Here is a 21,037-nt window from a genome sequence, read left to right as displayed (position 1 = left end):
AAGTGGGCGCCCGTCCATCCGGGCGCCATGAATGCTTTTCAGTGTGAGCCGCCCAGGTAGGCGCGGCGCACGGCGGGGCTGCCGCTGAGCTCCCGGGCCGAGCCCTCGCCCACGATGCGGCCGGTCTCCAGCAGATAGCCGCGGTCGGCGATGGCCAGGCTCTGGCGCGCGTTCTGCTCCACCAGCAGCACGCCCATGCCCAGGGTCTTGATGCGCGCCAGCGCCGCGAACAGCTCCCTGCACATCAGTGGCGACAGGCCCAGCGAGGGCTCGTCGAGCAGCAGGATATCCGGCTGGCTCATGAGCGCGCGGCCCACGGCCACCATCTGCTGCTCGCCGCCGCTCATGGTGCGCACGGTCTGGGCCAGCCGGTCGCGCAGCTTGGGAAACAGGGTGAAGACGCGCTCCAGATTCTGCGCCTCGCCGACGCGGGCGCGCCGCGGCTGGGCGCCCAGCTGCAGGTTTTCCTTCACGCTCAGGTCGCCGAACACGCCGCGCCCTTCGGGCACCAGGGCCAGGCCCGACTGCACGATGGCATGCGCGGGCAGCTGCATCAGCTCCTGGCCGGCCAGGCGGGCGCTGGCGCCGGCATCGGCCGCGACCATGCCGCCCAGGGCCTTGAGCAGGCTGGACTTGCCGGCACCGTTGGCCCCCAGCATCACGACCAGTTCGCCCGGCTGGACCTGCAGCGCCACCTCGTGCAGTGCCTGGTGCTTGCCGTAGCGCACGGACAGATGGCGTACCTCAAGCATGGGCGGCCTCCCGGCTGTCGTCCTCTTCGCCGCCCAGATAGGCGCGCACGACCTCGGGGTCGCGCAGCACCTGGGCGGTTGCGCCCTCGGCGATCCGGGTGCCGGCATGCATCACCACGCAGCGGCTGCACAGCGCATGCACGGCGTCCATCACGTGCTCGACCATGAGAATCGTCAGCCCGCTGCCCTGCAGCTGGCGGATCAGCGCGATGCCCTGCTGCAGCTCGGTGGGGTTGAGGCCGGCCAGCCACTCGTCCAGCAGCAGCAGGCGCGGCTCCAGCGCCAGGGCGCGGGCCAGCTCCAGGCGTTTCTGGTCGATATAGGTCAGCTCGCCGGCGGGCAGGGCGGCGTGCCGCTCCAGGCCCACGCGCTGCAGCAGCTCCTGCGCGTGCGCCGCGGCGGCCTTGCCGAACAGCGGCCGCGGCTTGAAGGCCATGCCGGCGATGACGTTGTCCTGGCAGCTGAGCGGGCCCAGCACCCGCACCAGCTGGAAGGTGCGCGCAATGCCGAGGCGGGCGATCTGGTGGCTTTTGAGCGCGTGTATGGGCTGGCCGTTGAACAGGATCTGTCCGCCATGGGCGGGCAGGGCGCCCGAGATCAGGTTCATGGCCGTGGTCTTGCCCGAACCGTTGGGGCCGAGCAGGCCCACGACCTCGCCGGGGTAGAGGTCGAAGCTCAGCTGGTTGACGGCGACCAGGCCGCCAAAGCGCCGGGTGGCCGAGCGCACGGACAGCAGCGTGCAGGTGTGGGCCGCAGTCATGGGCGCCCTTTCTTGCGGCGGGAGAACCGGGTGGTCCAGCCCGACAGGCCCTGGGGCACGAAGTAGACGATCACGATGAACACCAGGCCCAGCAGGATGGAGAAGTGGTTGGGAAAGTGCGCGCCCAGGTACTCGAACAGCAGCACCAGCGGCACGGCGCCGAGCACGGGTCCCAGCAGCGCGCCCGCGCCGCCGAGCAGGGCCATGATCAGCGTCTGGAAGGAGATCACGGGCGCGAAGGCGATGCTGGGGTCGATATAGGTCCAGCGCGGTGCCATGATGGCGCCGGTCACCGTCATGAACACGGCGCTGGCGGTGAACAGCAGCACCTTGGCATGCGTGGTGTTGATGCCCACGTGCTTGGCCACGGTCTCGTCCTCGCCGATCACGCGCAGGGCCAGGCCCAGGCGCGAGCGGTGGATGAGCGCGCGCAGGCCCAGCACCAGGGCCAGCAGGGCCAGCAGCTGCCAGTAGATGTCGAGCTGGGTGATGTCCACGAACACGTAGCGGCCCAGGTCCTTGGTGACGTTCACCTCCCACCAGGTCACCAGCTGCTTGACCAGTTCGGCCAGGCCGAAGCTGAAGATCACGAAGTACACGCCCGACAGGCGCAGCGTGGACAGGCCCACGACCAGCGCCACAGCCAGGCCCGCGCCCGCGGCGATGGCCAGCACCGCGGCCCAGGGCAACTGCTCGCCGAACACGGCCGTCACATAGGCGCCCAGGCCGAAGAAGGCCACGGTGGCCAGCGACACATAGCGCGTGGGGCCCGAGAACAGCGCCCAGGACGTGGCCAGCACGCAGTACATGAGGATGCTGATCAGCAGGGACAGGTAGTAGTCGTCCTCCAGCCAGCGCGGCAGCAGGGCCAGGCCCAGCAGCACGCAGGTACCGGCGGCCCAGGCCAGGATTTCCTTGCGGCTCATCGCGCGCTCCTCCCGAACAGGCCCGTGGGCCGCAGCAGCAGCACCAGCAGGAAGACGCCGTAGTTCACGGCCAGCGTCAGGCCGGGATCGACGAAGGAGGCCACCAGCGTCTCGGCAAAGCCCAGCAGCATGCCTGCGGCCAGGCAGCCCAGGAGATTGCCCACGCCGCCCATGATGACGACGATCAGCGCCTTCATCGCGAACATGGTGCCCATGCTGGCCGAGAACGGCAGGAACATGCTGACCAGCACGCCGCTGGCGGCCACCAGGGCGCCGCCCAGGCCGAAGGCCAGGGCCGCCGTCTGGCGCACGTTGATGCCCACCAGGTGCGCGAACTGCGGCGCCACAGCGACGGCGCGCACCACGGCGCCGGCGCGGGTGCGCGTGAGCAGCAGGTACAGGCCGCCGCCCAGCACCAGGGCCACGGCCAGCACCAGCAGCCGGTTGGCGGCGACCTTGCTGCCCAGGACCTCCACGGGATCGGCCAGATAGGTGTAGCTGTGGTAGTCGCCGCCGAAGCCCGCCAGCATCAGGCCCTGCACCACGAACAGCATGCCGAAGGTGGCGAGTATGGAGTCCGCCTCCAGCGCCGGGCCGCCGCGGGCGCGGCGCACCAGGGGCGTGAGCAGCAACTGGTAGATCAGCCACTGCACGGCAAAGCCCAGGGGCACGGCCAGCACCAGCAGCCACAGGGGCGAGAGGCCCCGGGAGGTGACGGCGAAGTAGGCGAGAAAGGCCGGCGCGATCAGGAATTCTCCATACGAGAGATTCATGATGCGGGCCACGCCGTACTGCAGCGTCAGCCCCATGGCCACCAGCCCGTAGAGCCCGCCCAGCATGGCGCCCGCGAGAAGAATGTCTATCAGATTCATAGCGCTTGACGCTGGCAATTCATGGTTCTTGTGATTTATTCATTTCAGAAATAATTGCAGGCGTGCGCTGGCAGCTATTTTTTTTGATAGTCCATGAGCCGCTTGCACGGCACCCGCGCAGCAGCAGGAGGCCGTGGCGTGCATCACCAGCCGGGCTTGGGAATCACGGCCGGCCTGGCGCCGGCGCGGTTCGTCGGAGCGATGGCATTGAACTCGCCGCCCTGCCACTGGCCCACATGCCACAGCCTGGTGAGCATCTGGTTTTCGAGCCTGACGGTGCCGATCGCGGTCTCGAAGCTGCCGCTGCGGATCTCCTCGGTCACGGCCGCGCGGTCTATCCTGCCCACGCGCTCCAGGGCCTGCTGCAGCATCTGCAGCGAGGCGTAGACGATGGGGCTGGCAAAGCGGTCGGATTCCTGGCCCGTGGCTTCCTTGAAGCGCTGAAGGTAGGCCTGCATCTGCGGGCTGGCCGCGTCGATGCCGCCGGGCGCCATGATGCCTTCGGCGGCCTTGCCGAACTTGCCCTTGAACATGGGGAACTGCGTGCCCACGCCGGTGAACATCACCTTGGGCGCCAGGCCCAGCGTGCGCGCCTGTTCGGTGATCAGCATGGTGTCGGGCGGGTAGGAGTAGGCGACGAAGGTGTCCGCGCCCTTGCCCTTGGCCTCGTTGATCACGGGCGTCATGTCCTGCGTGCCGATGGGATAGCTCTTGTCGTAGACCAGCTCGAAACCGTGCTTCTTGGCGGCCTTGCGCGTGGCATTGGCCAGCTCCACGCCGAAGCCGTCGGCGATGTTGACCATGGCGATCTTGTTGTTGATCCTGCCCTCGGTCTTGGCCTTTTCCAGCGTGGCGACCAGGTCCTCGGCATATTCGCCGCCCGTGCCCAGCAGGAAGAAGGCGTGCTTCCAGCGCTTGGCCAGCTCGGGCGCCTTGTCGGTCACCGAGGTCGCGGCCAGCAGCGGGTACTTGTGCTTTTCGTAGGTGGGGCCCACGGCCAGGTTGGTGCCCGTGCCCCAGGGCGGCAGCACGAAGTCCACCTTGTCCTGGGTGATCAGGCGCTCGGTGGCGCGCACGGCTTCCTCGGTGCTGGAGCGGTCGTCGTATTCGACGACCTCGACGGGCACGCGCTTGTTGTAGGCCTTGAGCAAAATGCCGCCCGCGTCGTTGATCTCCTTGACCCAGAGCCTGTAGTTGGGCGTGACGGTGGCGGCCGTGCCGCCCGCGTTCACGCCGGTCTTGGCAATGGCCCAGCCAATGCGCACGGATTTGGGTGCCTCCTGGGCGGCAGCCCTGGCGGAAAGGCCGCCCAGGCCTGCCAGGGCCATGGCGGCGGCAAGGCCCTTGAGGGCACGACGTTTGAGGACAAGGCGCTTGTTCGACGGTGGCATGGATGTCTCCTCGGTGGATCGGTCCGGCTCATGGGCTGGCCGTTTGTCGCCTCATCCTAGGAAATCGCGCCGGCAGGGGTTTGTCTGGGCGTGCACAACGTCTTGTCCCGCAGTGCAGTCGCATATGGGTAAACACCGATTTCCCCGGTTGCCGCCGGTCTCTGCTGCGCCAGCATGGCAGGTGCTATGGATAATGAAGCATCCTGTTGCCGCTTCAGGAGAAGCCATGCCTCACGCCTCACCCGCCTACCAGATGACCGAGATGCAGGGCGCCCGGGCCATTGGCGCGTGGCAGCAATGGATGTCCACGCTTTACGGACTGGAGAGCGACGCCTATGGCGATGCGCATTTCTGCGCGCGGCTGGGCACTTTGGCGCTAGGGCGCGTGGGCATGACCAAGATCGAGGCCGGCCGCCATCGCGTGCGCCGCACTTCGGACGCCATGGCCAGCCGCCGCACGGACTTCCTCAAGATCGTGGCGCCCTGGCAGGGCTGCGCCACCGTGCGCCAGAACGGCCGCGAGGCCCGCGCGCGCAGCGGCCAGTGGCTGATCTACGACACCACGCAGGAATACGAGGTGCTCAACCCCGAGTGGAGCGAGCACCTCATCATCACCCTGCCCAAGAGCCGTTTCCAGGACCACGGCCGCGCCGTCGACGCCCTGGTCGGCAGCTATGTGGGCGGCAGCGAGGGGGTCTCGCGCATTGCGCTGGACGTGATGCGCGGCACCTTTGCCGAATGCCGGACCATGGGCGAGGGCCTGGCCCTGCATGTGGCGGACACGCTGGTGCAGCTCATCCAGCTGTCGCTGCTCGATGCCTGCGGCCGGGCCGCCATGCTCACGCCCGCGCAGTTGCTGCGCAGCCGCATCAAGGCCTATGTGCGCCAGCATCTGCGAGACCCCGGCCTGAGCGTGGAGGGCATCGCCGCAGCGCTCAACTGCAGCAAGCGCCATCTCTACAACGCGTTTGCCGACGAGCCGCATTCCATCGGCCAGTTCATCTGGGCCGAGCGCGTGGCCCTGTTCCAGCGCGAGCTGCTGCAGCCCGGGCTGCAGCATTGCACGCTGACGGAGCTGGCGCTGGCCTGCGGCTTTGCCAGCGGCGCGCACCTGAGCCGTCTGTTCAAGCAGCACACGGGCCTGACGCCGGCGCAGTTCCGCGCTGCGCAGAGTGCGGCCGGGATGACCTCGCTCAACTGAGCCTTGAATATGCCTTTTCCCCTTGATGGGGAAGCGCTGAAGGCTATCGAAATGAAAGCGGCTGGCTGGCGTTGCCACCTGGCCTTGCCACCTGGCCTTGCCCGCCGCCGCTGCCGGGCGCGGGCACTCATAGGACAATGCGCCCCATCGCTTTTTATTGCTCTTGACGAGCGGACTGCCTTTCCCATGGACATCAACCAACCGCTGCCCCTGCTGGGCGGGCTGACAGCTTCCCAATTCATGCGCCGCCACTGGCACAAAAAACCGCTGCTGGTGCGCCAGGCCATCCCGGGCATGAAACCCCTGATACCACGCGCCAGGCTGCTGGCCATGGCCGGCGAGGACGGCGTGGAATCGCGCCTGATCCAGCACCAGGACGACGGCAGCTGGAGGATGAAGCACGGCCCGCTGTCGCGCCGCGGCCTGCCTTCGCTGGACACGCCGGGCTGGACGGTGCTGGTGCAGGGCGTGGACCTGCACGACGACAAAGTCCACCAGCTGCTGCAGCAGTTCCGCTTCGTCCCCGAAGCGCGCCTGGACGACCTGATGATCAGCTTCGCCACCGACCAGGGCGGTGTCGGCCCGCACTTCGACAGCTACGACGTTTTCCTGCTGCAGACCCACGGCAAGCGCCGCTGGCGCATCGGCAGGCAAAAGGATCTGTCGCTGCAGCCCGATGTCCCGCTCAAGATACTTTCGCACTTCGAGCCCGAAGAAGAGTTCGTGCTCGAACCTGGCGACATGCTGTATCTGCCGCCCAAGTGGGCGCACGACGGCGTGGCCGAAGGCGAGTGCATGACCTACTCCATCGGCTTTCGCTCGCCGGCCCGCGAAGAGCTGGCGCGCGAGCTGCTGCTGCGCCTGTCCGACGAGCCCGATGAACCGGAAGCCCCCGTGGTCTATCGCGATGCGGACCAGCCCGCCGTGGAAACGCCCGGCGAGATCCCCCGGGCCCTGCACGATTTCGCGCGGTCTGCGCTGGAGCGTGCGCTGGCCGAGCCGCTGGCGCTGGAGCGTGCGCTGGGCGAATACCTGACAGAACCCAAATCCAATGTCTGGTTCGAGCATGGCGAGGAAAACGGCATGTTCGAAAGCGTGGTGCTCGACCGCCGCACGCGCATGATGTATGACGCCAAACACATCTTTATCAATGGCGAGAGCTACCTGGCCGCAGGCAGGGATGCCACGCTGATGCGCAAGCTGGCCGACACGCGCCGTCTTTCGCGCACCGATCTGGCGCGGGCCAGCGACGATGCCCTGGAGCTGCTGTCATCGTGGTTCGATGCCGGCTGGGTGCGCTCAGCAGATGCTGTCTGACAGACATCAAGCGGGCGCGAATGCTAAGTTCGCATATCCGCTGGCGTCATGATTTTTGCTGACATGCTGGAGTACGCAAAGATTGTGTAAAGAATTGCGTACTGTCCGTCAGTAAATTGACAGAAAACTATTTGTGGTTCACAGTGTTACCCAAGACAGGCCCCGCCTGTCCCGGTGAATCGGAGCAGGACCGATTTGTGCGGAATTGTTCAGATGCTGTCAGTATTAGTCAGCATTGACAAAACTTCCCTATAATGCGTTCCGAGTCGAATTTACTGTTTGACGTGATCTGCCAAAGCGATCAATAGCTGCAACAGGCTGACCGTAATGGCGATGCAAATACTGTCTGCTGAACCTACTTGAGGAAATTGTGATGAAGAACTCTCTCATTCTGGCTACCGTGATCGCTGCTGCAGCTCTGGCCGCTTGCGGCAAGAAGGAAGAAGCACCTGCTCCCGCACCCGCACCTGCTGCTGAAGCTCCCGCACCTGCTGCTCCCGCCGCTCCTGCTGCCGAAGCTCCTGCCGCTCCCGCTGCCGAAGCACCTGCCGCTCCCGCTGCCGAAACTCCCGCTGCCCCCGCTGCTGATGCCGACGCTGCCAAGGCCAACGCTGACGCCGCTGCCGGCCAAGCTACCGCCAAGTAATCCATTGCTTGCAGCGGGCTCAGGCCCAGCAAAAAAAACCGCACCCTGGTGCGGTTTTTTGTTTTTGGCGGCTCTTCATCGCAGGGGCTTGCGTCATGGCAATTGACGGCGCTGCGGACTGGAATGGGTCTGTGTTTCAGGTTTCAAGGACGTGACGTTGCGTGCCGGTGCCGGCTTTCGCAACCTGGATCGGGAAAGCAAAAAGCCACCTGCGCAGGCAGGTGGCTTTGCTCTATGAAGCGATGCGGGCCGCTTACTTGAGGTCGTCGGTGATCACGCGGATGATGCGCTGGGCATTGGCCGATGTCTCGGGCTGGCCTTGCGTGTTGAGCACCGTGACGCTGGACTTGCTGCCTTCGCCCTTGACCTGCACCTGGTACTTGACCGGAGCCGCAGCTTCGGCACCGCGGCTGAAGATCTTGCTGAAGAAACCCTTGGCTTCGACCTTGGCGTTGGGATCCACGTAGCGCACGAAGTAGATGCCGCGGCTGCGGTCGCGGTCTTCCACGGTGAATCCGGTGCGGTCCAGAGCCACGCCCACGCGGCGCCAGGCGCGGTCGAAGTCTTCGTCGATCTGCAGCACGGGCTGGCCGTTGACCGTATCCATGCGCACGCCGCCGTTGACGGCCGTCACGGCAGCAGCACGGTCGGCCTTGGCCACGGCAGCTGCCTGCTCTTCGCTCACGCCGAGCTTGACCATCATGCGGCGCAGGAATTCTGTTTCCAGCTCGGGATCGCGCGCCCGGGGCTGCCAGATGGTGTTGTCCTTCTGGCTGCTGGTGTAGACCTCCTCCATGCCGCGGTGGGTCACATAGATATGGGTCGTGCCGTCGGATTCGCGCTCCAGGCGGGTGCGGAACTTGTCGCGCTCGCTGGTGGAGTACAGGGAGTCGAACACCTTGCCCAGGGTCTTGCGGATGATGTCCTGCGGCAGCTTGGCGCGGTTTTCGGCCCAGTCCGTCTCCAGGATGCCCAGCTGGCGATCTTCGCTCACGAAGATGAAGCCGTTTTCCAGCCAGAAATCGCGCACGGGCTCCCATAGCTTGTCGGCAGGCCGGCTGACCACCAGCCAGTGCTGGTTGCCGTCGCGCTGGATGCGGACATCGCCAATGGCATTGGTGGCCGTGTTGCTGCTGGTGGGCTTGGCGGCCTGGGCATTGGCCTGCATGGCTGCTGCGGAAACCACACCGCCGGGGACGGTGTAGCGGGAGTCCTGGGACAGCTGGGTCAGGTCCGGTGGCACTTCCAGGCTGGGAGTCTGCGACTTGCCAGCGCTCTTGTAGTCGATCTTGGTTTCTTGAAACGTCGTCGTACAAGCCGAAAGGCCCAGGGCGATGCTGAGCAGGCCTAAACGTGCAGTGTGTTGTTTCACGCGGATTGTCCTTGGGTAGCGTTCATGCAGTGAGCGAAAAGCCGCTAGCTTATCTCAAGCTGATTACAGCAGCCCGGCTTCGCGTAGAGCACCCTCAACGACAGGCTCAAGATTTTGGCTCAAGGGCGTCATGGGCAGGCGCATGGTAGGGCCACTGAGGCCCATGCGCGCCGCTGCCCACTTCACGGGAATGGGATTGGCTTCGACGAACAGGCTCTTGTGCACCGGCATGAGCCTGAACTGGATTTCCATGGCGCGCTTGACGTCGCCGGCCAGTGCCGCCTTGCACAGCTCGCTCATCAGCCGCGGCGCCACGTTGGCTGTCACGCTGATGTTGCCGTGGCCGCCGCACAGCATCAGGGCCACGGCGGTCGGGTCGTCGCCCGAGTAGACGCCGAAACCCTCGGGAACTTCGCGGATCAGCCACTGCGCGCGCTCGATGTTGCCCGTGGCCTCCTTGATGCCCACGATGCCGGGAACCCGGGCCAGGCGCAGCACAGTGTCGTGCTGCATGTCCGCCACGGAACGGCCGGGCACGTTGTACAGGACCACGGGCAGATCGCCGGTGGCTTCGGCAATGGCCTTGAAGTGCTGGTACTGGCCTTCCTGCGTGGGCTTGTTGTAGTAGGGCACAACCTGCAGCTGGCTGTCGGCGCCGACTTTCTTGGCGTAGCGGGCCAGCTCGATGGCTTCGTGCGTGCTGTTGGCGCCGCATCCGGCCATGATGGAGACGCGGCCGGCAGCCTGCTCCACCGCCACGCGGATGATCTCGCAGTGCTCTTCCACGTTGACCGTGGGCGATTCGCCGGTGGTGCCCACCACGCCGATGCAGTCGGTGCCCTCGGCAACGTGCCAGTCGATCAGTTTGCGCAGACTCGGGTAGTCGACGCTACCGTCCTCGTGCATGGGCGTGATGAGGGCAACAATGCTGCCAGTGAGGGCGACGGAGGAAGATGTCATGTCCGCAATCTGAGGCTGAAACAGGAAAAAGCCATTCTACAAACAGGCTTGCACCGGCTTGTGTGGTTTGCCGGTGCATGCTGAGAGCAAATATGATTTTTCGCCGATATGTTGTTAATAAATGACGATATGTATGAATTCTAAATGTTATTGCGTCATATTGTTGTGATGTGGAAGACGACGTTCGTCAGGCGCAGGCATGGCTCCAGGCACGGATGCCGGCCTGGGCCAGGCGCTCGATGAAGGCCTCGGCGTCGCCTGCGCGCACCACGGTGATGCGCAGGCTGTCGTCATCGGTGGCCAGCCTGACCAGGGCCAGGCCGCGCGCGGCCAGGTGTTCGGCCATGTGCTCCAGGCCCGCTTCCATGCCGTCGGCCGGCGTGTCCCAGTGCCAGTCGTCGGTGCCGGGCAGCCAGCGGGTGTCGGCCATGCCGTCGGCATCCTTCCAGTCGAAGCGCGCGAATTGCGTGGCAACGGCCAGCAGGTGCACCCAGTACAGCGTGAGCGCGTTCTCGTCGCCGCTGATCTGCATCAGCTCGGGGTCGAATTCCTCCGCATTCTCATCCCAGCCCAGTTCGGCAGGATCGGGGTCGGCCACGCAGTCGCGCCACTGCTGCAACAGCTCGGCGGCCTCGTCCGCGTTGTCCAGGCACAGCATGCGGGCCAGGTCCTGCATCCAGTCATGGTCCTCGGCCTCCAGCAGTTCCTTGCGGGTCATGCTGCGGGTTTCCACGGCCTGGCCGTCCAGGCCTCTGAACATGCCCTTCAGGGCAGCGCGGTAGTCCTGCCAGGTCTCGCCCGTGCGCACGAAGTCGAAGTCCTTGATGGAGAACATGCCCATTTCGGCCTCGTCGCCTTCGCCCATGAAGCACAGCAGTTCGTTCTTCCTGAGGTCGCGGTGCAGCGGCGGGCACCAGATGTCGGGTGCGGCCAGCAGTTTGCCCCGGGTGCTGTAGACGCGGGGCTGGCCCTGGTGGGTGAAGGCCAGCAGCTTGCCGCCGGGCAGCACCCTGGGCGGAGAGTCCGAGAAGCCGCGCTCGATCAGCTCGTATTCGCAGGGAATGATTTCCTTGCCGCTGATGTGGACCACGCCTTCATGGATGCGGCAGCTGCCCTCTCCGTTGTCGTCGGTGCAGGGCACGCGGATGCGGGCCACGGCCAGGCCGGTCTTGGCGTTGAAGTCGCTCACGTGCTCGTAGCGGCTGCTGTCGAAGACGGGCTTGCCGTGGAGGTCCAGCAGCAGCATGCGCGGCGCCTCCTGCGGGCCGGCGAGCGCGCGGATGAAGGCGTCCTGCTCCTCGTTGTGGAGGATGTTGTAGACGCCCTCGTGCAACAGCTCCAGGCCCGGCAGGCTGCGCAGGTCTTCGCCCTGGCCCAGTGCCGATTGGCAGGCCATGACCCGCGGCGTGATGGCATAGGCATTGAGGTAGCCCGCGGATGGCGGTACCAGCCAGTTGCCGTTCAAGTCCTTGATGCCGGATTTCTCGCCTTCGCCTTCCCTGGCTTCAGGGTAGCGGACATTGATGTGGCCGCCTGATGTGTAGGCACCGCAAGCGCCTTCGACAGGCTTGACCAGCCAGCGGCCATAGGGCGTGACCAGACCCACAGGCCAGTTGCCGCGCTCGTTTTCGCCGGGCAGTTTCTCGCCTGTGCGAGGATGCTTCAGGGGCATCACGCAATAGGCATCGGTGCCTTCGTCCCAGGCGCTGTGGTAGCGCTCCACATAGTTGTCCTTGAGCCAGGCAGGCCAGTCGTCGTCGTTGTCCCGCTCTATCACTTCGGTGCGGGCAAGCACCGAGTGGCTCCACCACCCAAAGTGGAGCTGCGGATGCTGCTCCAAAACCTGCAGCGCTTCGGGCAGGCCGTCCGCGCCGCAGTCCCATTGCAGGCAGCGTTCGCGCAGGGTCTGGAGATCTGCCGCGTACTCGGACGAGTCCAGCTCGTGCGGAATCAAGGTCGCGCAGTCCAGCAGCAGCCAGTGGCGCCGGCTTTGGCTGATGATGGTGTCGATCTGCTGCCAGTTTTTCCTGACCGAGTCCGGCCAGTGGGCGGGCAGCGGCTCCATCTGCGCCTTGAGCCATTGCCAGCGCGCCTTGACCTGATCCATGGGGGCCGCCAGGCTGGCCAGGCTTTCATTGTCCTGGTAGGCGCTGCAGGGCACGGGTTCGGGCAGGTGGCGGGCGTCGCCCATGAGAAAACTGAACAGCAGGGGCGTGGTGCTGAACCACTCGGCCCAGCCGTCGCAGGGACCGCCGGGCTCGGCAGGCCACTCGGTGGTCGGGCCGGGATGTTCGTCGTGGGCGAGCAGCAGGGCGTAGTTCGGCATGGAGCGTATCCGTGGAGGCGGAAGACAGAGGGATGCGAGAAGGCGCAGGGCAGGGCCCGGCGGCTTCAGCCTTGCAGCGGGGCGGGCACGCAAGGCGCTGCGCCATCGGGCCGGATGGCGGCGATGCGCTGCACCACGCGCTCGGGACCGCGCAGCAGGCCGTGCTCGTAGGCCGCGATGTTCCAGCCCGCGCAGACCTGCAGCAGCTCGCCGGGCGCAAGCAGGAAGTCGGGGCGCGAGGGCTTGCCATAGGCCTCGTTGCCCTGGGCAAAGGTTTCATAGAGCAGCACGCCGCCGGGCCGGACGCTGGCCAGGATCTGCAGCCACAGCGGGCGCCAGAGGTAATTGGTCACGACCACGCCGTCGAAACTGCGTCCGGCCAACGGCCAGGGATGGCTTTCGATATCGGCCTGGATGGCTTCGCCCATGCTGGCTGCGGCTTCGATAGCATCCGGCGCCTTGTCTATGCCGGTGACGGCATGTTTTTGTGCATGGAACAGGCGCATGTGGCGGCCAAGGCCGCAGGCAATGTCCAGCACGGTTCCGCCAGGGCGCACCAGATGGGCGAAGCGGGCAATCCATGCGGAAGGCGCTTGGGCGCCATGGGAAGGAGGCAGCCTGTGCGCCTCTGCGGTCTGGGGGCAGGTCATCTTGCCGAAAACTATAGCAGCGCGCCGGCTGTGCTCTTCGGGCCGGCCGTGTAGGCCGGTATCCAGACCTTCGCTACCGGCGTTGCGGGGCACCAGGGGGCGATGCCTCAATGCGGCTTCACGTCGTCCTTGAGCGCGGCCAGCGCCATGTCTTCCACCAGGCCGGGCGCGATCAGCTTCATGAAGCGGCCCAGCTTGCCCTTGCCCGTCATCACGACTTCGCGCTGGCGGCGGTCCATGCCGGCAAGTATGAGCCTGGCGCATTCGTGCACGCTCATGGCGCCGTCCTCCTTGAGGCCGCTGACCCCGGCGGGCTCGCCCCTGGCGTTATAGCCGTGGTAGCGGATGCGCGTGTCCACCACGCCTGGATAGGCCGTGGTCACGCTCACGCCGGCAGGCTTGAGTTCCGTGCGCAGGGCTTCGAAGAAGCCGGCCATGGCAAATTTGCTGGCGCTGTAGGCCGTGCGCCCCGGTACGCCGACCAGGCCTGCCAGCGAGGCGACGGCCACGATGCGGCCCTTGCCGGCCTTGAGGTGCGGCAGTGCGGCATGCGTGCACCAGACGCTGCCCCAGAAATTGATGTGCATCAGCCGCTCGTACCAGCCCAGATCCTGCGCGCTGACTTCCTCGAACAGCGCATGGGCCGAGACGCCGGCATTGTTGACCAAGGCGTCGAGCCCGCCGAACTGCTGCACGGCGCCGGCAATCAGCGTGCGGCACTGGGCCTGCTCGGCCACATCGGTGGGCAGCACCAGCACCTGCGCGCCCTGCAACCGGCATTGCGCGGCCACGTCTTCGAGCCTGGACTGGTGGCGCGCGGCCAGCGTCAGCTGCAGCCGGTCTTCATGGGTGTGCGCCAGCTGGCGCGCCATTTCTGCGCCAATGCCATCGGAGGCACCGGTGATGACGATACGGGGCATGGAAACTCCCGGCCGTGCCGCCTGGGCCGGATGCTCCAGGGCTTAGAAGCAGGCCCAGACATGGTCAGCCAGTGTGACCATGAATTCCGGCTGCAGGTACAGGGCAAACACGGCCAGCAGCACCGCCAGCACGGCGGTCCAGATGGAAATGCGTTGCCAGGGCTTGAGCTGCATGGCCTCAGGCCGTCTGGGCCGGGGCGGCGTTGCTGCGCACAACGGCTGCCTCGCGCACGGGCAGGTTGACCAGGGCCGCAAAAATGCCCAGGGCAATCGACAGATACCAGACCATGTCGTAGTTGCCGCTCAGGTCGTACAGATAGCCGCCCAGCCACACGCCGAGGAAGCTGCCGATCTGGTGGCTGAAGAACACGAAGCCGCCCAGCATGGACAGGTGCTGCACGCCGAAGAGCTGGGCGATGGTGGCATTGGTCAGCGGTACGGTGGACAGCCACAGAAAGCCCATGGTCGCCGAGAAGATGTAGACCGACCAGGGCGACAGCGGGGCCAGCAGGAACAGCACCGTCACCAGCGAGCGCAGGCTGTAGATGCCCGACAGCAGATAGCGCTTGGGGAGCTTTTGCCCCAGGTTGCCGGCCAGGTAGGTGCCGAAGATGTTGAACAGGCCCACCAGGGCCAGCGAATAGCTGGCCACCTGCGGCGCCATGCCGAAGTCCTTGAGGTAGCTGGGCATGTGCACGCCGATGAACATGACCTGGAAGCCGCAGACGAAGTAGCCGGCCGTCAGCAGCACGAAGCTGGGCGTGCTCCAGGCCTCCCGGAGGGCCTGGGCCACGGTCTGCTCGCGCTGCAGGGCGGCGCCCGAGCCGAAGCCCGGCTCGCGCAGTCCGAAGGCCAGCAGGACGATCAGCAGCGCGAGCAGCGCCAGCACCAGCAGCGCGTTGGACCAGTTGAGCCAGGAGATCAGCGCGCCTTCCACGGGCACCATGAAGAACTGCCCGAACGAGCCCGCCGCCGCCGTGACGCCCATGGCCCAGCTGCGCCGCGCCAGCGGAATCTGGCGGCCCAGCACGCCATAGATCACGGCATAGGTGGTGCCGGCCTGGGCTGCGCCGATGAGCACGCCGGCCGTCAGCGTGAACACCAGCGTGGTGGGCGACAAGGCCATGCCGACCAGGCCGAGCGCGTACAGCACGGCGCCGCCGATCAGCACCTTGAAGGCGCCGAGCCGGTCGGCCAGCATGCCCACGAAAATGCCCAGAATGCCCCAGGAGATGTTCTGCACCGCGATGGCCAGCGAAAAGCTCTCGCGCGTCCAGCCCATCTGCTGGGTGATGGGCTGCAGCCACAGGCCGAAGCCGTGGCGTATGCCCATGGACAGGGTGACGATGGCGCCGCCGCACAGAAGAATCTGTGCCATGGACATGGGAGGTGTGGCTGTCTTGGTCATGCCTGGTCCGCAATGGGGTGCTGGAGCCCGCGCATCGGCGCAGGCCGCGGTGGGGTCGAATACATGACTGTAGCGAAATTGCGGGTTTTCGGCGTGGGCAGGACGTCGCATGCGCGGCAGGCTGGCTTGCCCAAACGCGCGGCCAAACCAATGCACAAGACAGGGGGCTAGGGTTTGTGCGAGAGTATTGGGAGTCAAACAACTGTGAATTTATCCAGCCTCCATCTGACAAGGCCACTACAATCCGCCCCCATGGCAGCTAAACCATCCTCCTCTTCCGCCAGCGAATACTCCGAAGGCTCGATCCGCGTCCTCAAGGGTCTGGAGCCCGTCAAGCAGCGCCCCGGCATGTACACGCGCACCGACAACCCCCTGCACATCCTGCAGGAGGTGATCGACAACGCGGCCGACGAGGCGCTGGCCGGCTTCGGCAAGAAAATCAAGTTCACCATCCACTCCGACGGTTCCTTCAGCGTCGAGGACGACGGCCGCGGCATTCCGTTCGGCCTGCATCCCGAGGAAAAGGCGCCCGTGGTGGAGCTGGTCTTCACCCGCCTGCATGCGGGCGGCAAGTTCGACAAGGGCAACGGCGGCGCCTACAGCTTCTCGGGCGGCCTGCACGGCGTGGGTGTCTCGGTGACCAATGCGCTGGCCACGCGCCTGCAGGCCCAGATCCACCGCGACGGCCAGGTGGCCACGCTGGCATTTTCGGGCGGCGACGTGATCGAGCCGCTGCAGGTGCGGCCGCTGGCCGCCGGCGAGCGCAAGAGCGGCACCACGGTGCGTGTCTGGCCCGACGCCAGGTATTTCGAGTCCTCGCACCTGCCCATGGGCGAACTGGTGCACCTGCTGCGCAGCAAGGCCGTGCTCATGCCGGGCGTGTCGGTGTCGCTGGTCAACGAGAAGACGCGCGACAACCAGACCTGGCAGTTCAAGGGCGGCCTGCGCGACTACCTGCAGCAGAGCCTGAGCGGCGAGCCCGTGATCCCGCTGTTCGAAGGCGAGGGCTTTGCCGACCGCAACAACGACAGTTTTGCCGAGGGCGAAGGCGCGGCCTGGTGCGTGGGCTTCACCGAGGACGGCGCGCCGCTGCGCGAAAGCTATGTGAACCTGATTCCCACGACGGCCGGCGGCACGCATGACAGCGGCCTGCGCGACGGCCTGTTCCAGGCGGTCAAGGCCTTCATCGAGATGCACTCGCTGCTGCCCAAGGGCGTCAAGCTCATGCCCGACGACGTGTTCGCGCGCGCCAGCTATGTGCTCAATGCCAAGGTGCTGGACCCGCAGTTCCAGGGCCAGATCAAGGAGCGCCTGAACTCGCGCGATGCCGTGCGCCTGGTCTCGGGCTTTGTGCGCCCCGCGCTGGAGCTGTGGCTGAACCAGCATGTGGACTACGGCAAAAAGCTGGCCGAGATCGCCATCAAGGCCGCGCAGACGCGCCAGAAGGCCGGCCAGAAGGTGGAAAAGCGCAAGGGCTCCGGCGTGGCCGTGCTGCCGGGCAAGCTCACCGACTGCGAAAGCCGCGATACCTCGATCAACGAAGTGTTCCTGGTCGAGGGCGACTCGGCCGGCGGCAGCGCCAAGATGGGCCGCGACAAGGAAACCCAGGCCATCCTGCCGCTGCGCGGCAAGGTGCTCAATACCTGGGAGGTGGACCGCGACCGGCTGTTCGCCAACAACGAGATCCACGACATTTCGGTGGCCATCGGCGTGGACCCCCATGGCCCCGATGACGAGCCTGACCTGTCGGGCCTGCGCTACGGCAAGATCTGCATTCTGTCCGATGCCGACGTGGACGGCTCGCACATCCAGGTGCTGCTGCTGACGCTGTTTTTCAGGCACTTTCCCAAGCTCATCGAGGCCGGCCACATCCATGTCGCGCTGCCGCCGCTGTTTCGCGTGGACGTGCCCGCGCGCGGCAAGAAGCCGGCGATCAAGGTGTATGCGCTCGACGAGGGCGAGCTCGACGCCATCATGGAGAAATGCGCCAAGGACGGCGTGCCGCGCGAGAAGTGCCAGGTCAGCCGCTTCAAGGGCCTGGGCGAGATGAATGCCGAGCAGCTGTGGGAAACCACGCTCAATCCCGACACGCGCCGCCTGCTGCCCGTGCAGTTCATGAACCTGGATTTCGCCGCGGCCGAGCAGGTCGTCACCAAGCTCATGGGCAAGGGCGAGGCAGCCGCGCGCCGCGAACTGATGGAATTGCATGGCGATGCCGTGGAAGTCGATATTTAAGACGGCCCCCGGGCGCCTGGCCCGCCTTGCCCTGGCGGGCGGCGCTGCGCTGGCCGGCTACATGCCGGCCGCGCATGCCGATCTGTGGGCCTATGTGGACGAACTGGGCGTGACCCATTTCGCCGCAGAGGCGCTGGACGAGCGCTACAAGCTGTATTTCAAGGGCAATGTCTACGACAGCACCCAGCAGGATCGGCAGGGCCTGCACATGCCGCGCGGTGCGGCCACACCCGATCCCCGCATCCAGGGCTTCCTCGAAGTCTCGCCGGGCTTCAAGAGCGTGCGCGGCCACCTGCGCAAGGCGGCCGACACCACGGGCGTGGACTACGACCTGCTCAAGGCCGTGATCGCGGTGGAGTCGGGCTTCGATGCCGGCGCCGTCTCGCCCAAGGGCGCGGTGGGCCTGATGCAGCTGATGCCGGCCACGGCCCAGCGCTTCGGCGTGGCGGCCAGCAAGAAGCGCAGCATCGAGCAGCAGCTGGCCGACCCGGCCGTCAACGTGCCGGCCGGCGCACGCTACCTCAACTACCTGATGGGGCTGTTTCCGGGGCGCCTGGATCTGGTGCTGGCCGCGTACAACGCGGGCGAGGGGGCGGTGCAGCGCGCGGGCCAGGCCATTCCGGCTTTCAAGGAAACCCGCAACTACGTCAAGGCGGTCATGGGCATCTACGAGCAGCTGCAGGCGGCACGCCCCATGGCGGCGGGCACGCGCATGGCATCCGCAGCGGGCGCTGCCGCCGGCAGGAATGCGCCGCGCATCCGCATGACGCTGCCGGCTCCCACGGTCTCGGATGCGACGCTTCCCTGAGCAGGGCGCCGGACCCGGCGAATTTTGCAAAACCACAACGAATTCATGAGCGATCAAACCACACTGGATCTGGCTGAGCAGGCCGCAGGCGACGCATTGGATCTGGGCCAGTATGCCCAGCGCGCCTATCTCGAATATGCCCTGTCGGTGGTCAAGGGCCGTGCCCTTCCCGACGTCAGCGACGGCTTGAAGCCCGTGCAGCGCCGCATTCTCTATGCGATGGAGCGCATGGGCCTGTCCTATGGCGGACCCAATGGCAACACGGCGGCCAAGCCCGTCAAGAGCGCGCGCGTGGTCGGCGACGTGCTGGGCCGTTTCCACCCCCATGGCGACCAGTCGGCCTACGACGCGCTGGTGCGCATGGCCCAGGACTTCAACCAGCGCTATCCGCTGGTGGACGGCCAGGGCAACTTCGGTAGCCGCGACGGCGACGGCGCCGCAGCCATGCGCTACACCGAGGCACGCCTGTCCAAGATCACCAGTCTGCTGCTCGACGAGATCGACATGGGCACGGTGGACTTCGTGCCCAACTACGACGGCTCTACCGAAGAGCCGCGCCAGCTGCCCGCGCGCCTGCCGTTTGCCCTGCTCAACGGCGCCAGCGGCATTGCCGTGGGCCTGGCCACCGAAATCCCCAGCCACAACCTGCGCGAGGTGGCCACGGCCTGCGTGGCGCTGATCAAGAAGCCCCAGCTGTCCGAAGAGGAGCTGCTGGCGCTGATTCCGGGCCCCGACTATCCGGGCGGCGGGCAGATCATTTCCTCGAGCGGCGACATCGCCGACGCCTACCGCACGGGCCGCGGCAGCCTCAAGGTGCGCGCGCGCTGGAAGATCGAGGAGCTGGCGCGCGGCCAGTGGCAGATGGTGGTGACCGAGCTGCCGCCCGGTGTCTCCGCCCAGAAGGTGCTCGAGGAGATCGAGGACATCACCAACCCCAAGGTCAAGGCCGGCAAGAAGGCCCTGAGCCAGGAGCAGACCCAGCTCAAGGCCAGCATGCTGGCCGTGCTGGACGGCGTGCGCGACGAGTCGAGCAAGGATGCGCCGGTGCGCATCGTCTTCGAGCCCAAGACCGGCAAGATTCCGCAGCAGGAACTGGTCACCGCGCTGCTGGCGCATACCAGCCTGGAGTCCTCGAGCCCCATCAACCTCACCAGCATCGGCCTGGACGGCCGCCCGGTGCAGAAGTCGCTGCGCCAGATGCTGGAGGAATGGATTGCCTTCCGCTTCCAGACCGTGACGCGCCGCAGCCAGCACCGCCTGGCCAAGGTGCTGGACCGCATCCACATCCTCGAAGGCCGACAGGCCGTGCTGCTCAACATCGACCAGGTCATTGCCATCATCCGCGCCAGCGATGAGCCCAAGCAGGCCCTGATCGACGAATTCCACCTGTCCGAGCGCCAGGCCGAGGACATCCTCGAGATCCGCCTGCGCCAGCTGGCCCGCCTGGAGGCCATCAAGATCGAGCAGGAGCTCAAGGAGCTGCGCACCGAGCAGGGCAGGCTCGAGGACGTGCTGGGCAGCGAATCGGCCATGCGCCGCCTGATCTGCAAGGAGGTCGAACAGGACACCAAGACCTTCGGCGACGACCGCCGCACCCTGATCCAGGAGGAGAAAAAGGTCGTGGCCGAGGTCAAGGTGGTGGACGAGCCCGTCACCGTGATCATTTCCGAAAAGGGCTGGGTGCGCACGCGCCAGGGCCATGGCGTGGAGGCCGGCACGCTGAGCTTCAAGGCGGGCGACAGCCTGTACGGCACCTTCGAGTGCCGCACGGTGGACCAGCTGCTGGCCTTCGGCAGCAACGGCCGCGTCTATTCCGTGCCCGTATCGCAGCTACCTGGCGGGCGCGGCGACGGCCAGCCCGTGACCACGCTGATCGAGCTGGAGCCCGGCACCCAGCTGCGCTACTACTTTGCCGGAGCCGAAAGCACGCAGCTGCTGCTGTCCGGCGCGGGCGGCTACGGCTTCGTGGCCACCGTGGGCGACATGGTCTCGCGCCAGAAGGCCGGCAAGGCCTTTGTCTCGCTGGCCGACGGCGAGACCCTGTGCGCTCCTTCGGTCGTGCATGGCGTGCCCATGGGCGCACGCGCCGAGCCCGGCGAGGATGCCGAGCAGGGCGCCGGCCTGTTGCAGCCGGCCACGCATGTGATCTGCGCTTCGGTCGGCGGCCGCATCCTGACTTTCGAGATCGGCGAACTCAAGCACATGCCCAAGGGCGGGCGCGGCCTAATGCTGCTGGGCCTGGAAGACAAGGACACGCTGGCCGGCGCTGCCGCCTACACGCGCAGCATCCGGCTGGACGGCATCGGCCGCGGCGGCAAGGCCAGGAGCGAATCGCTGGAGATCCGCAGCCTCAACAATGCGCGCGGCACCCGCGGCCGCAAGGGCAAGGCGGCCGACCTGGGCTTCAAGCCCAGCAGCGTGACGCGCGTGGAGTGACGATGGCCGCTGCACCGCGCAACGGCTGCGGTGCATGGACCGGCAAAGCGCGGGCGC

General features: G+C 66.4%; 18 protein-coding genes. 6 read left to right on the top strand and 12 right to left on the bottom strand.

Going from position 1 to position 21,037, the window contains the following annotated elements; all coding sequences use genetic code 11:
* Nucleotides 1–38: 38 nt before the first annotated feature.
* The 5 genes from Cte04_RS03650 to Cte04_RS03630 form a co-directional block, all read right to left on the bottom strand.
* Nucleotides 39–752, bottom strand: coding sequence for an ABC transporter ATP-binding protein (locus tag Cte04_RS03650; protein WP_066472206.1), 714 nt, complete (start codon nucleotides 750–752; stop codon nucleotides 39–41).
* Nucleotides 745–1,512 (bottom strand): ABC transporter ATP-binding protein, encoded by a 768-nt coding sequence (locus Cte04_RS03645; protein ID WP_066472204.1) that lies wholly within the window; start codon nucleotides 1,510–1,512, stop codon nucleotides 745–747. Before Cte04_RS03645 ends, Cte04_RS03650 begins: the two co-directional genes overlap by 8 nt.
* The gene (locus tag Cte04_RS03640; RefSeq protein WP_066472201.1) at nucleotides 1,509–2,438 is read right to left on the bottom strand and encodes a branched-chain amino acid ABC transporter permease; all 930 of its coding nucleotides are present in this window, start codon (nucleotides 2,436–2,438) and stop codon (nucleotides 1,509–1,511) included. Before Cte04_RS03640 ends, Cte04_RS03645 begins: the two co-directional genes overlap by 4 nt.
* Nucleotides 2,435–3,310 (bottom strand): branched-chain amino acid ABC transporter permease, encoded by an 876-nt coding sequence (locus tag Cte04_RS03635; RefSeq protein WP_066472198.1) that lies wholly within the window; start codon nucleotides 3,308–3,310, stop codon nucleotides 2,435–2,437. Before Cte04_RS03635 ends, Cte04_RS03640 begins: the two co-directional genes overlap by 4 nt.
* Before the next feature lie 143 nt (nucleotides 3,311–3,453).
* Complete coding sequence (locus Cte04_RS03630) at nucleotides 3,454–4,701, bottom strand: amino acid ABC transporter substrate-binding protein (protein ID WP_066472195.1); 1,248 nt, start codon at nucleotides 4,699–4,701, stop codon at nucleotides 3,454–3,456.
* 226 nt (nucleotides 4,702–4,927) lie between these two features.
* Between Cte04_RS03630 and Cte04_RS03625 the strand changes: the two genes are divergently transcribed.
* From Cte04_RS03625 to Cte04_RS03615, 3 genes are all read left to right on the top strand, one after another.
* Nucleotides 4,928–5,902: an AraC-like ligand-binding domain-containing protein gene (locus Cte04_RS03625; RefSeq protein WP_066472192.1), complete on the top strand. Its 975-nt coding sequence runs from the start codon at nucleotides 4,928–4,930 to the stop codon at nucleotides 5,900–5,902.
* A gap of 186 nt (nucleotides 5,903–6,088) precedes the next feature.
* On the top strand, nucleotides 6,089–7,219 hold the full coding sequence (locus Cte04_RS03620) for a JmjC domain-containing protein (RefSeq protein ID WP_066472188.1): 1,131 nt from the start codon (nucleotides 6,089–6,091) through the stop codon (nucleotides 7,217–7,219).
* Nucleotides 7,220–7,592: 373 nt separating this feature from the next.
* Complete coding sequence (locus Cte04_RS03615) at nucleotides 7,593–7,865, top strand: hypothetical protein (protein WP_083526491.1); 273 nt, start codon at nucleotides 7,593–7,595, stop codon at nucleotides 7,863–7,865.
* 253 nt (nucleotides 7,866–8,118) lie between these two features.
* On the opposite strand, the gene bamC is transcribed toward Cte04_RS03615, so the two are convergent.
* The 7 genes from bamC to Cte04_RS03585 all read right to left on the bottom strand — a co-directional run bounded on the left by bamC (nucleotide 8,119) and on the right by Cte04_RS03585 (nucleotide 15,477).
* Nucleotides 8,119–9,237: an NlpB/DapX family lipoprotein gene (gene bamC, locus Cte04_RS03610; protein ID WP_066472182.1), complete on the bottom strand. Its 1,119-nt coding sequence runs from the start codon at nucleotides 9,235–9,237 to the stop codon at nucleotides 8,119–8,121.
* 63 nt (nucleotides 9,238–9,300) lie between these two features.
* Nucleotides 9,301–10,197, bottom strand: a complete 897-nt coding sequence (gene dapA / locus Cte04_RS03605) for a 4-hydroxy-tetrahydrodipicolinate synthase (protein WP_066472180.1) — start codon at nucleotides 10,195–10,197, stop codon at nucleotides 9,301–9,303.
* 187 nt (nucleotides 10,198–10,384) lie between these two features.
* Nucleotides 10,385–12,523: a DUF6630 family protein gene (locus Cte04_RS03600; RefSeq protein WP_066472177.1), complete on the bottom strand. Its 2,139-nt coding sequence runs from the start codon at nucleotides 12,521–12,523 to the stop codon at nucleotides 10,385–10,387.
* Nucleotides 12,524–12,588: 65 nt separating this feature from the next.
* On the bottom strand, nucleotides 12,589–13,173 hold the full coding sequence (locus Cte04_RS03595; protein ID WP_066472168.1) for a class I SAM-dependent methyltransferase: 585 nt from the start codon (nucleotides 13,171–13,173) through the stop codon (nucleotides 12,589–12,591).
* A gap of 107 nt (nucleotides 13,174–13,280) precedes the next feature.
* Nucleotides 13,281–14,093, bottom strand: a complete 813-nt coding sequence (locus Cte04_RS03590) for an SDR family oxidoreductase (protein ID WP_066472165.1) — start codon at nucleotides 14,091–14,093, stop codon at nucleotides 13,281–13,283.
* Nucleotides 14,094–14,135: 42 nt separating this feature from the next.
* The gene (locus tag Cte04_RS22115; protein WP_281178755.1) at nucleotides 14,136–14,267 is read right to left on the bottom strand and encodes a hypothetical protein; all 132 of its coding nucleotides are present in this window, start codon (nucleotides 14,265–14,267) and stop codon (nucleotides 14,136–14,138) included.
* 4 nt (nucleotides 14,268–14,271) lie between these two features.
* Nucleotides 14,272–15,477, bottom strand: coding sequence for an MFS transporter (locus Cte04_RS03585; RefSeq protein WP_157081855.1), 1,206 nt, complete (start codon nucleotides 15,475–15,477; stop codon nucleotides 14,272–14,274).
* A gap of 276 nt (nucleotides 15,478–15,753) precedes the next feature.
* On the opposite strand from Cte04_RS03585, the gene Cte04_RS03580 reads away from it, so the two are divergent.
* Genes Cte04_RS03580 through parC form a run of 3 tightly spaced genes read left to right on the top strand, consistent with a single transcriptional unit; the run spans nucleotide 15,754 to nucleotide 20,980 of the window.
* Entirely contained in the window at nucleotides 15,754–17,736 is a 1,983-nt protein-coding gene (locus tag Cte04_RS03580; protein WP_066472155.1) for a DNA topoisomerase IV subunit B, read from the top strand.
* Nucleotides 17,708–18,544 carry a lytic transglycosylase domain-containing protein gene (locus Cte04_RS03575; RefSeq protein WP_066472153.1) on the top strand — a complete coding sequence of 279 codons (837 nt, stop codon included), beginning with the start codon at nucleotides 17,708–17,710 and terminating at the stop codon, nucleotides 18,542–18,544. Before Cte04_RS03580 ends, Cte04_RS03575 begins: the two co-directional genes overlap by 29 nt.
* A 45-nt stretch (nucleotides 18,545–18,589) precedes the next feature.
* Nucleotides 18,590–20,980: a DNA topoisomerase IV subunit A gene (gene parC, locus Cte04_RS03570; RefSeq protein ID WP_066473880.1), complete on the top strand. Its 2,391-nt coding sequence runs from the start codon at nucleotides 18,590–18,592 to the stop codon at nucleotides 20,978–20,980.
* The last annotated feature ends 57 nt before the right edge of the window (nucleotides 20,981–21,037 follow it).

This window comes from Comamonas terrae (assembly GCF_001544075.1).
Taxonomy (GTDB): Bacteria; Pseudomonadota; Gammaproteobacteria; order Burkholderiales; family Burkholderiaceae_C; genus Comamonas; species Comamonas terrae.
Note: the sequence above shows the minus strand (reverse complement) of the source record. Positions and strands in the feature narration are given on the sequence as shown.

Excerpts from the sequence above, each read along its gene's own strand:
- Cte04_RS03635 (WP_066472198.1), bottom strand. The coding sequence starts at position 3,310 with ATGAATCTGATAGACATTCTTCTCGCGGGCGCCATGCTGGGCGGGCTC.
- Cte04_RS03595 (WP_066472168.1), bottom strand. The coding sequence starts at position 13,173 with ATGACCTGCCCCCAGACCGCAGAGGCGCACAGGCTGCCTCCTTCCCAT.
- Cte04_RS03640 (WP_066472201.1), bottom strand. The coding sequence starts at position 2,438 with ATGAGCCGCAAGGAAATCCTGGCCTGGGCCGCCGGTACCTGCGTGCTG.
- Cte04_RS22115 (WP_281178755.1), bottom strand. The coding sequence starts at position 14,267 with ATGCAGCTCAAGCCCTGGCAACGCATTTCCATCTGGACCGCCGTGCTG.
- Cte04_RS03625 (WP_066472192.1), top strand. The coding sequence starts at position 4,928 with ATGCCTCACGCCTCACCCGCCTACCAGATGACCGAGATGCAGGGCGCC.
- Cte04_RS03585 (WP_157081855.1), bottom strand. The coding sequence starts at position 15,477 with ATGTCCATGGCACAGATTCTTCTGTGCGGCGGCGCCATCGTCACCCTG.
- Cte04_RS03650 (WP_066472206.1), bottom strand. The coding sequence starts at position 752 with ATGCTTGAGGTACGCCATCTGTCCGTGCGCTACGGCAAGCACCAGGCA.
- Cte04_RS03600 (WP_066472177.1), bottom strand. The coding sequence starts at position 12,523 with ATGCCGAACTACGCCCTGCTGCTCGCCCACGACGAACATCCCGGCCCG.
- Cte04_RS03615 (WP_083526491.1), top strand. The coding sequence starts at position 7,593 with ATGAAGAACTCTCTCATTCTGGCTACCGTGATCGCTGCTGCAGCTCTG.
- Cte04_RS03580 (WP_066472155.1), top strand. The coding sequence starts at position 15,754 with ATGGCAGCTAAACCATCCTCCTCTTCCGCCAGCGAATACTCCGAAGGC.
- Cte04_RS03590 (WP_066472165.1), bottom strand. The coding sequence starts at position 14,093 with ATGCCCCGTATCGTCATCACCGGTGCCTCCGATGGCATTGGCGCAGAA.
- Cte04_RS03620 (WP_066472188.1), top strand. The coding sequence starts at position 6,089 with ATGGACATCAACCAACCGCTGCCCCTGCTGGGCGGGCTGACAGCTTCC.
- Cte04_RS03630 (WP_066472195.1), bottom strand. The coding sequence starts at position 4,701 with ATGCCACCGTCGAACAAGCGCCTTGTCCTCAAACGTCGTGCCCTCAAG.
- dapA (WP_066472180.1), bottom strand. The coding sequence starts at position 10,197 with ATGACATCTTCCTCCGTCGCCCTCACTGGCAGCATTGTTGCCCTCATC.
- parC (WP_066473880.1), top strand. The coding sequence starts at position 18,590 with ATGAGCGATCAAACCACACTGGATCTGGCTGAGCAGGCCGCAGGCGAC.
- Cte04_RS03575 (WP_066472153.1), top strand. The coding sequence starts at position 17,708 with ATGGCGATGCCGTGGAAGTCGATATTTAAGACGGCCCCCGGGCGCCTG.
- Cte04_RS03645 (WP_066472204.1), bottom strand. The coding sequence starts at position 1,512 with ATGACTGCGGCCCACACCTGCACGCTGCTGTCCGTGCGCTCGGCCACC.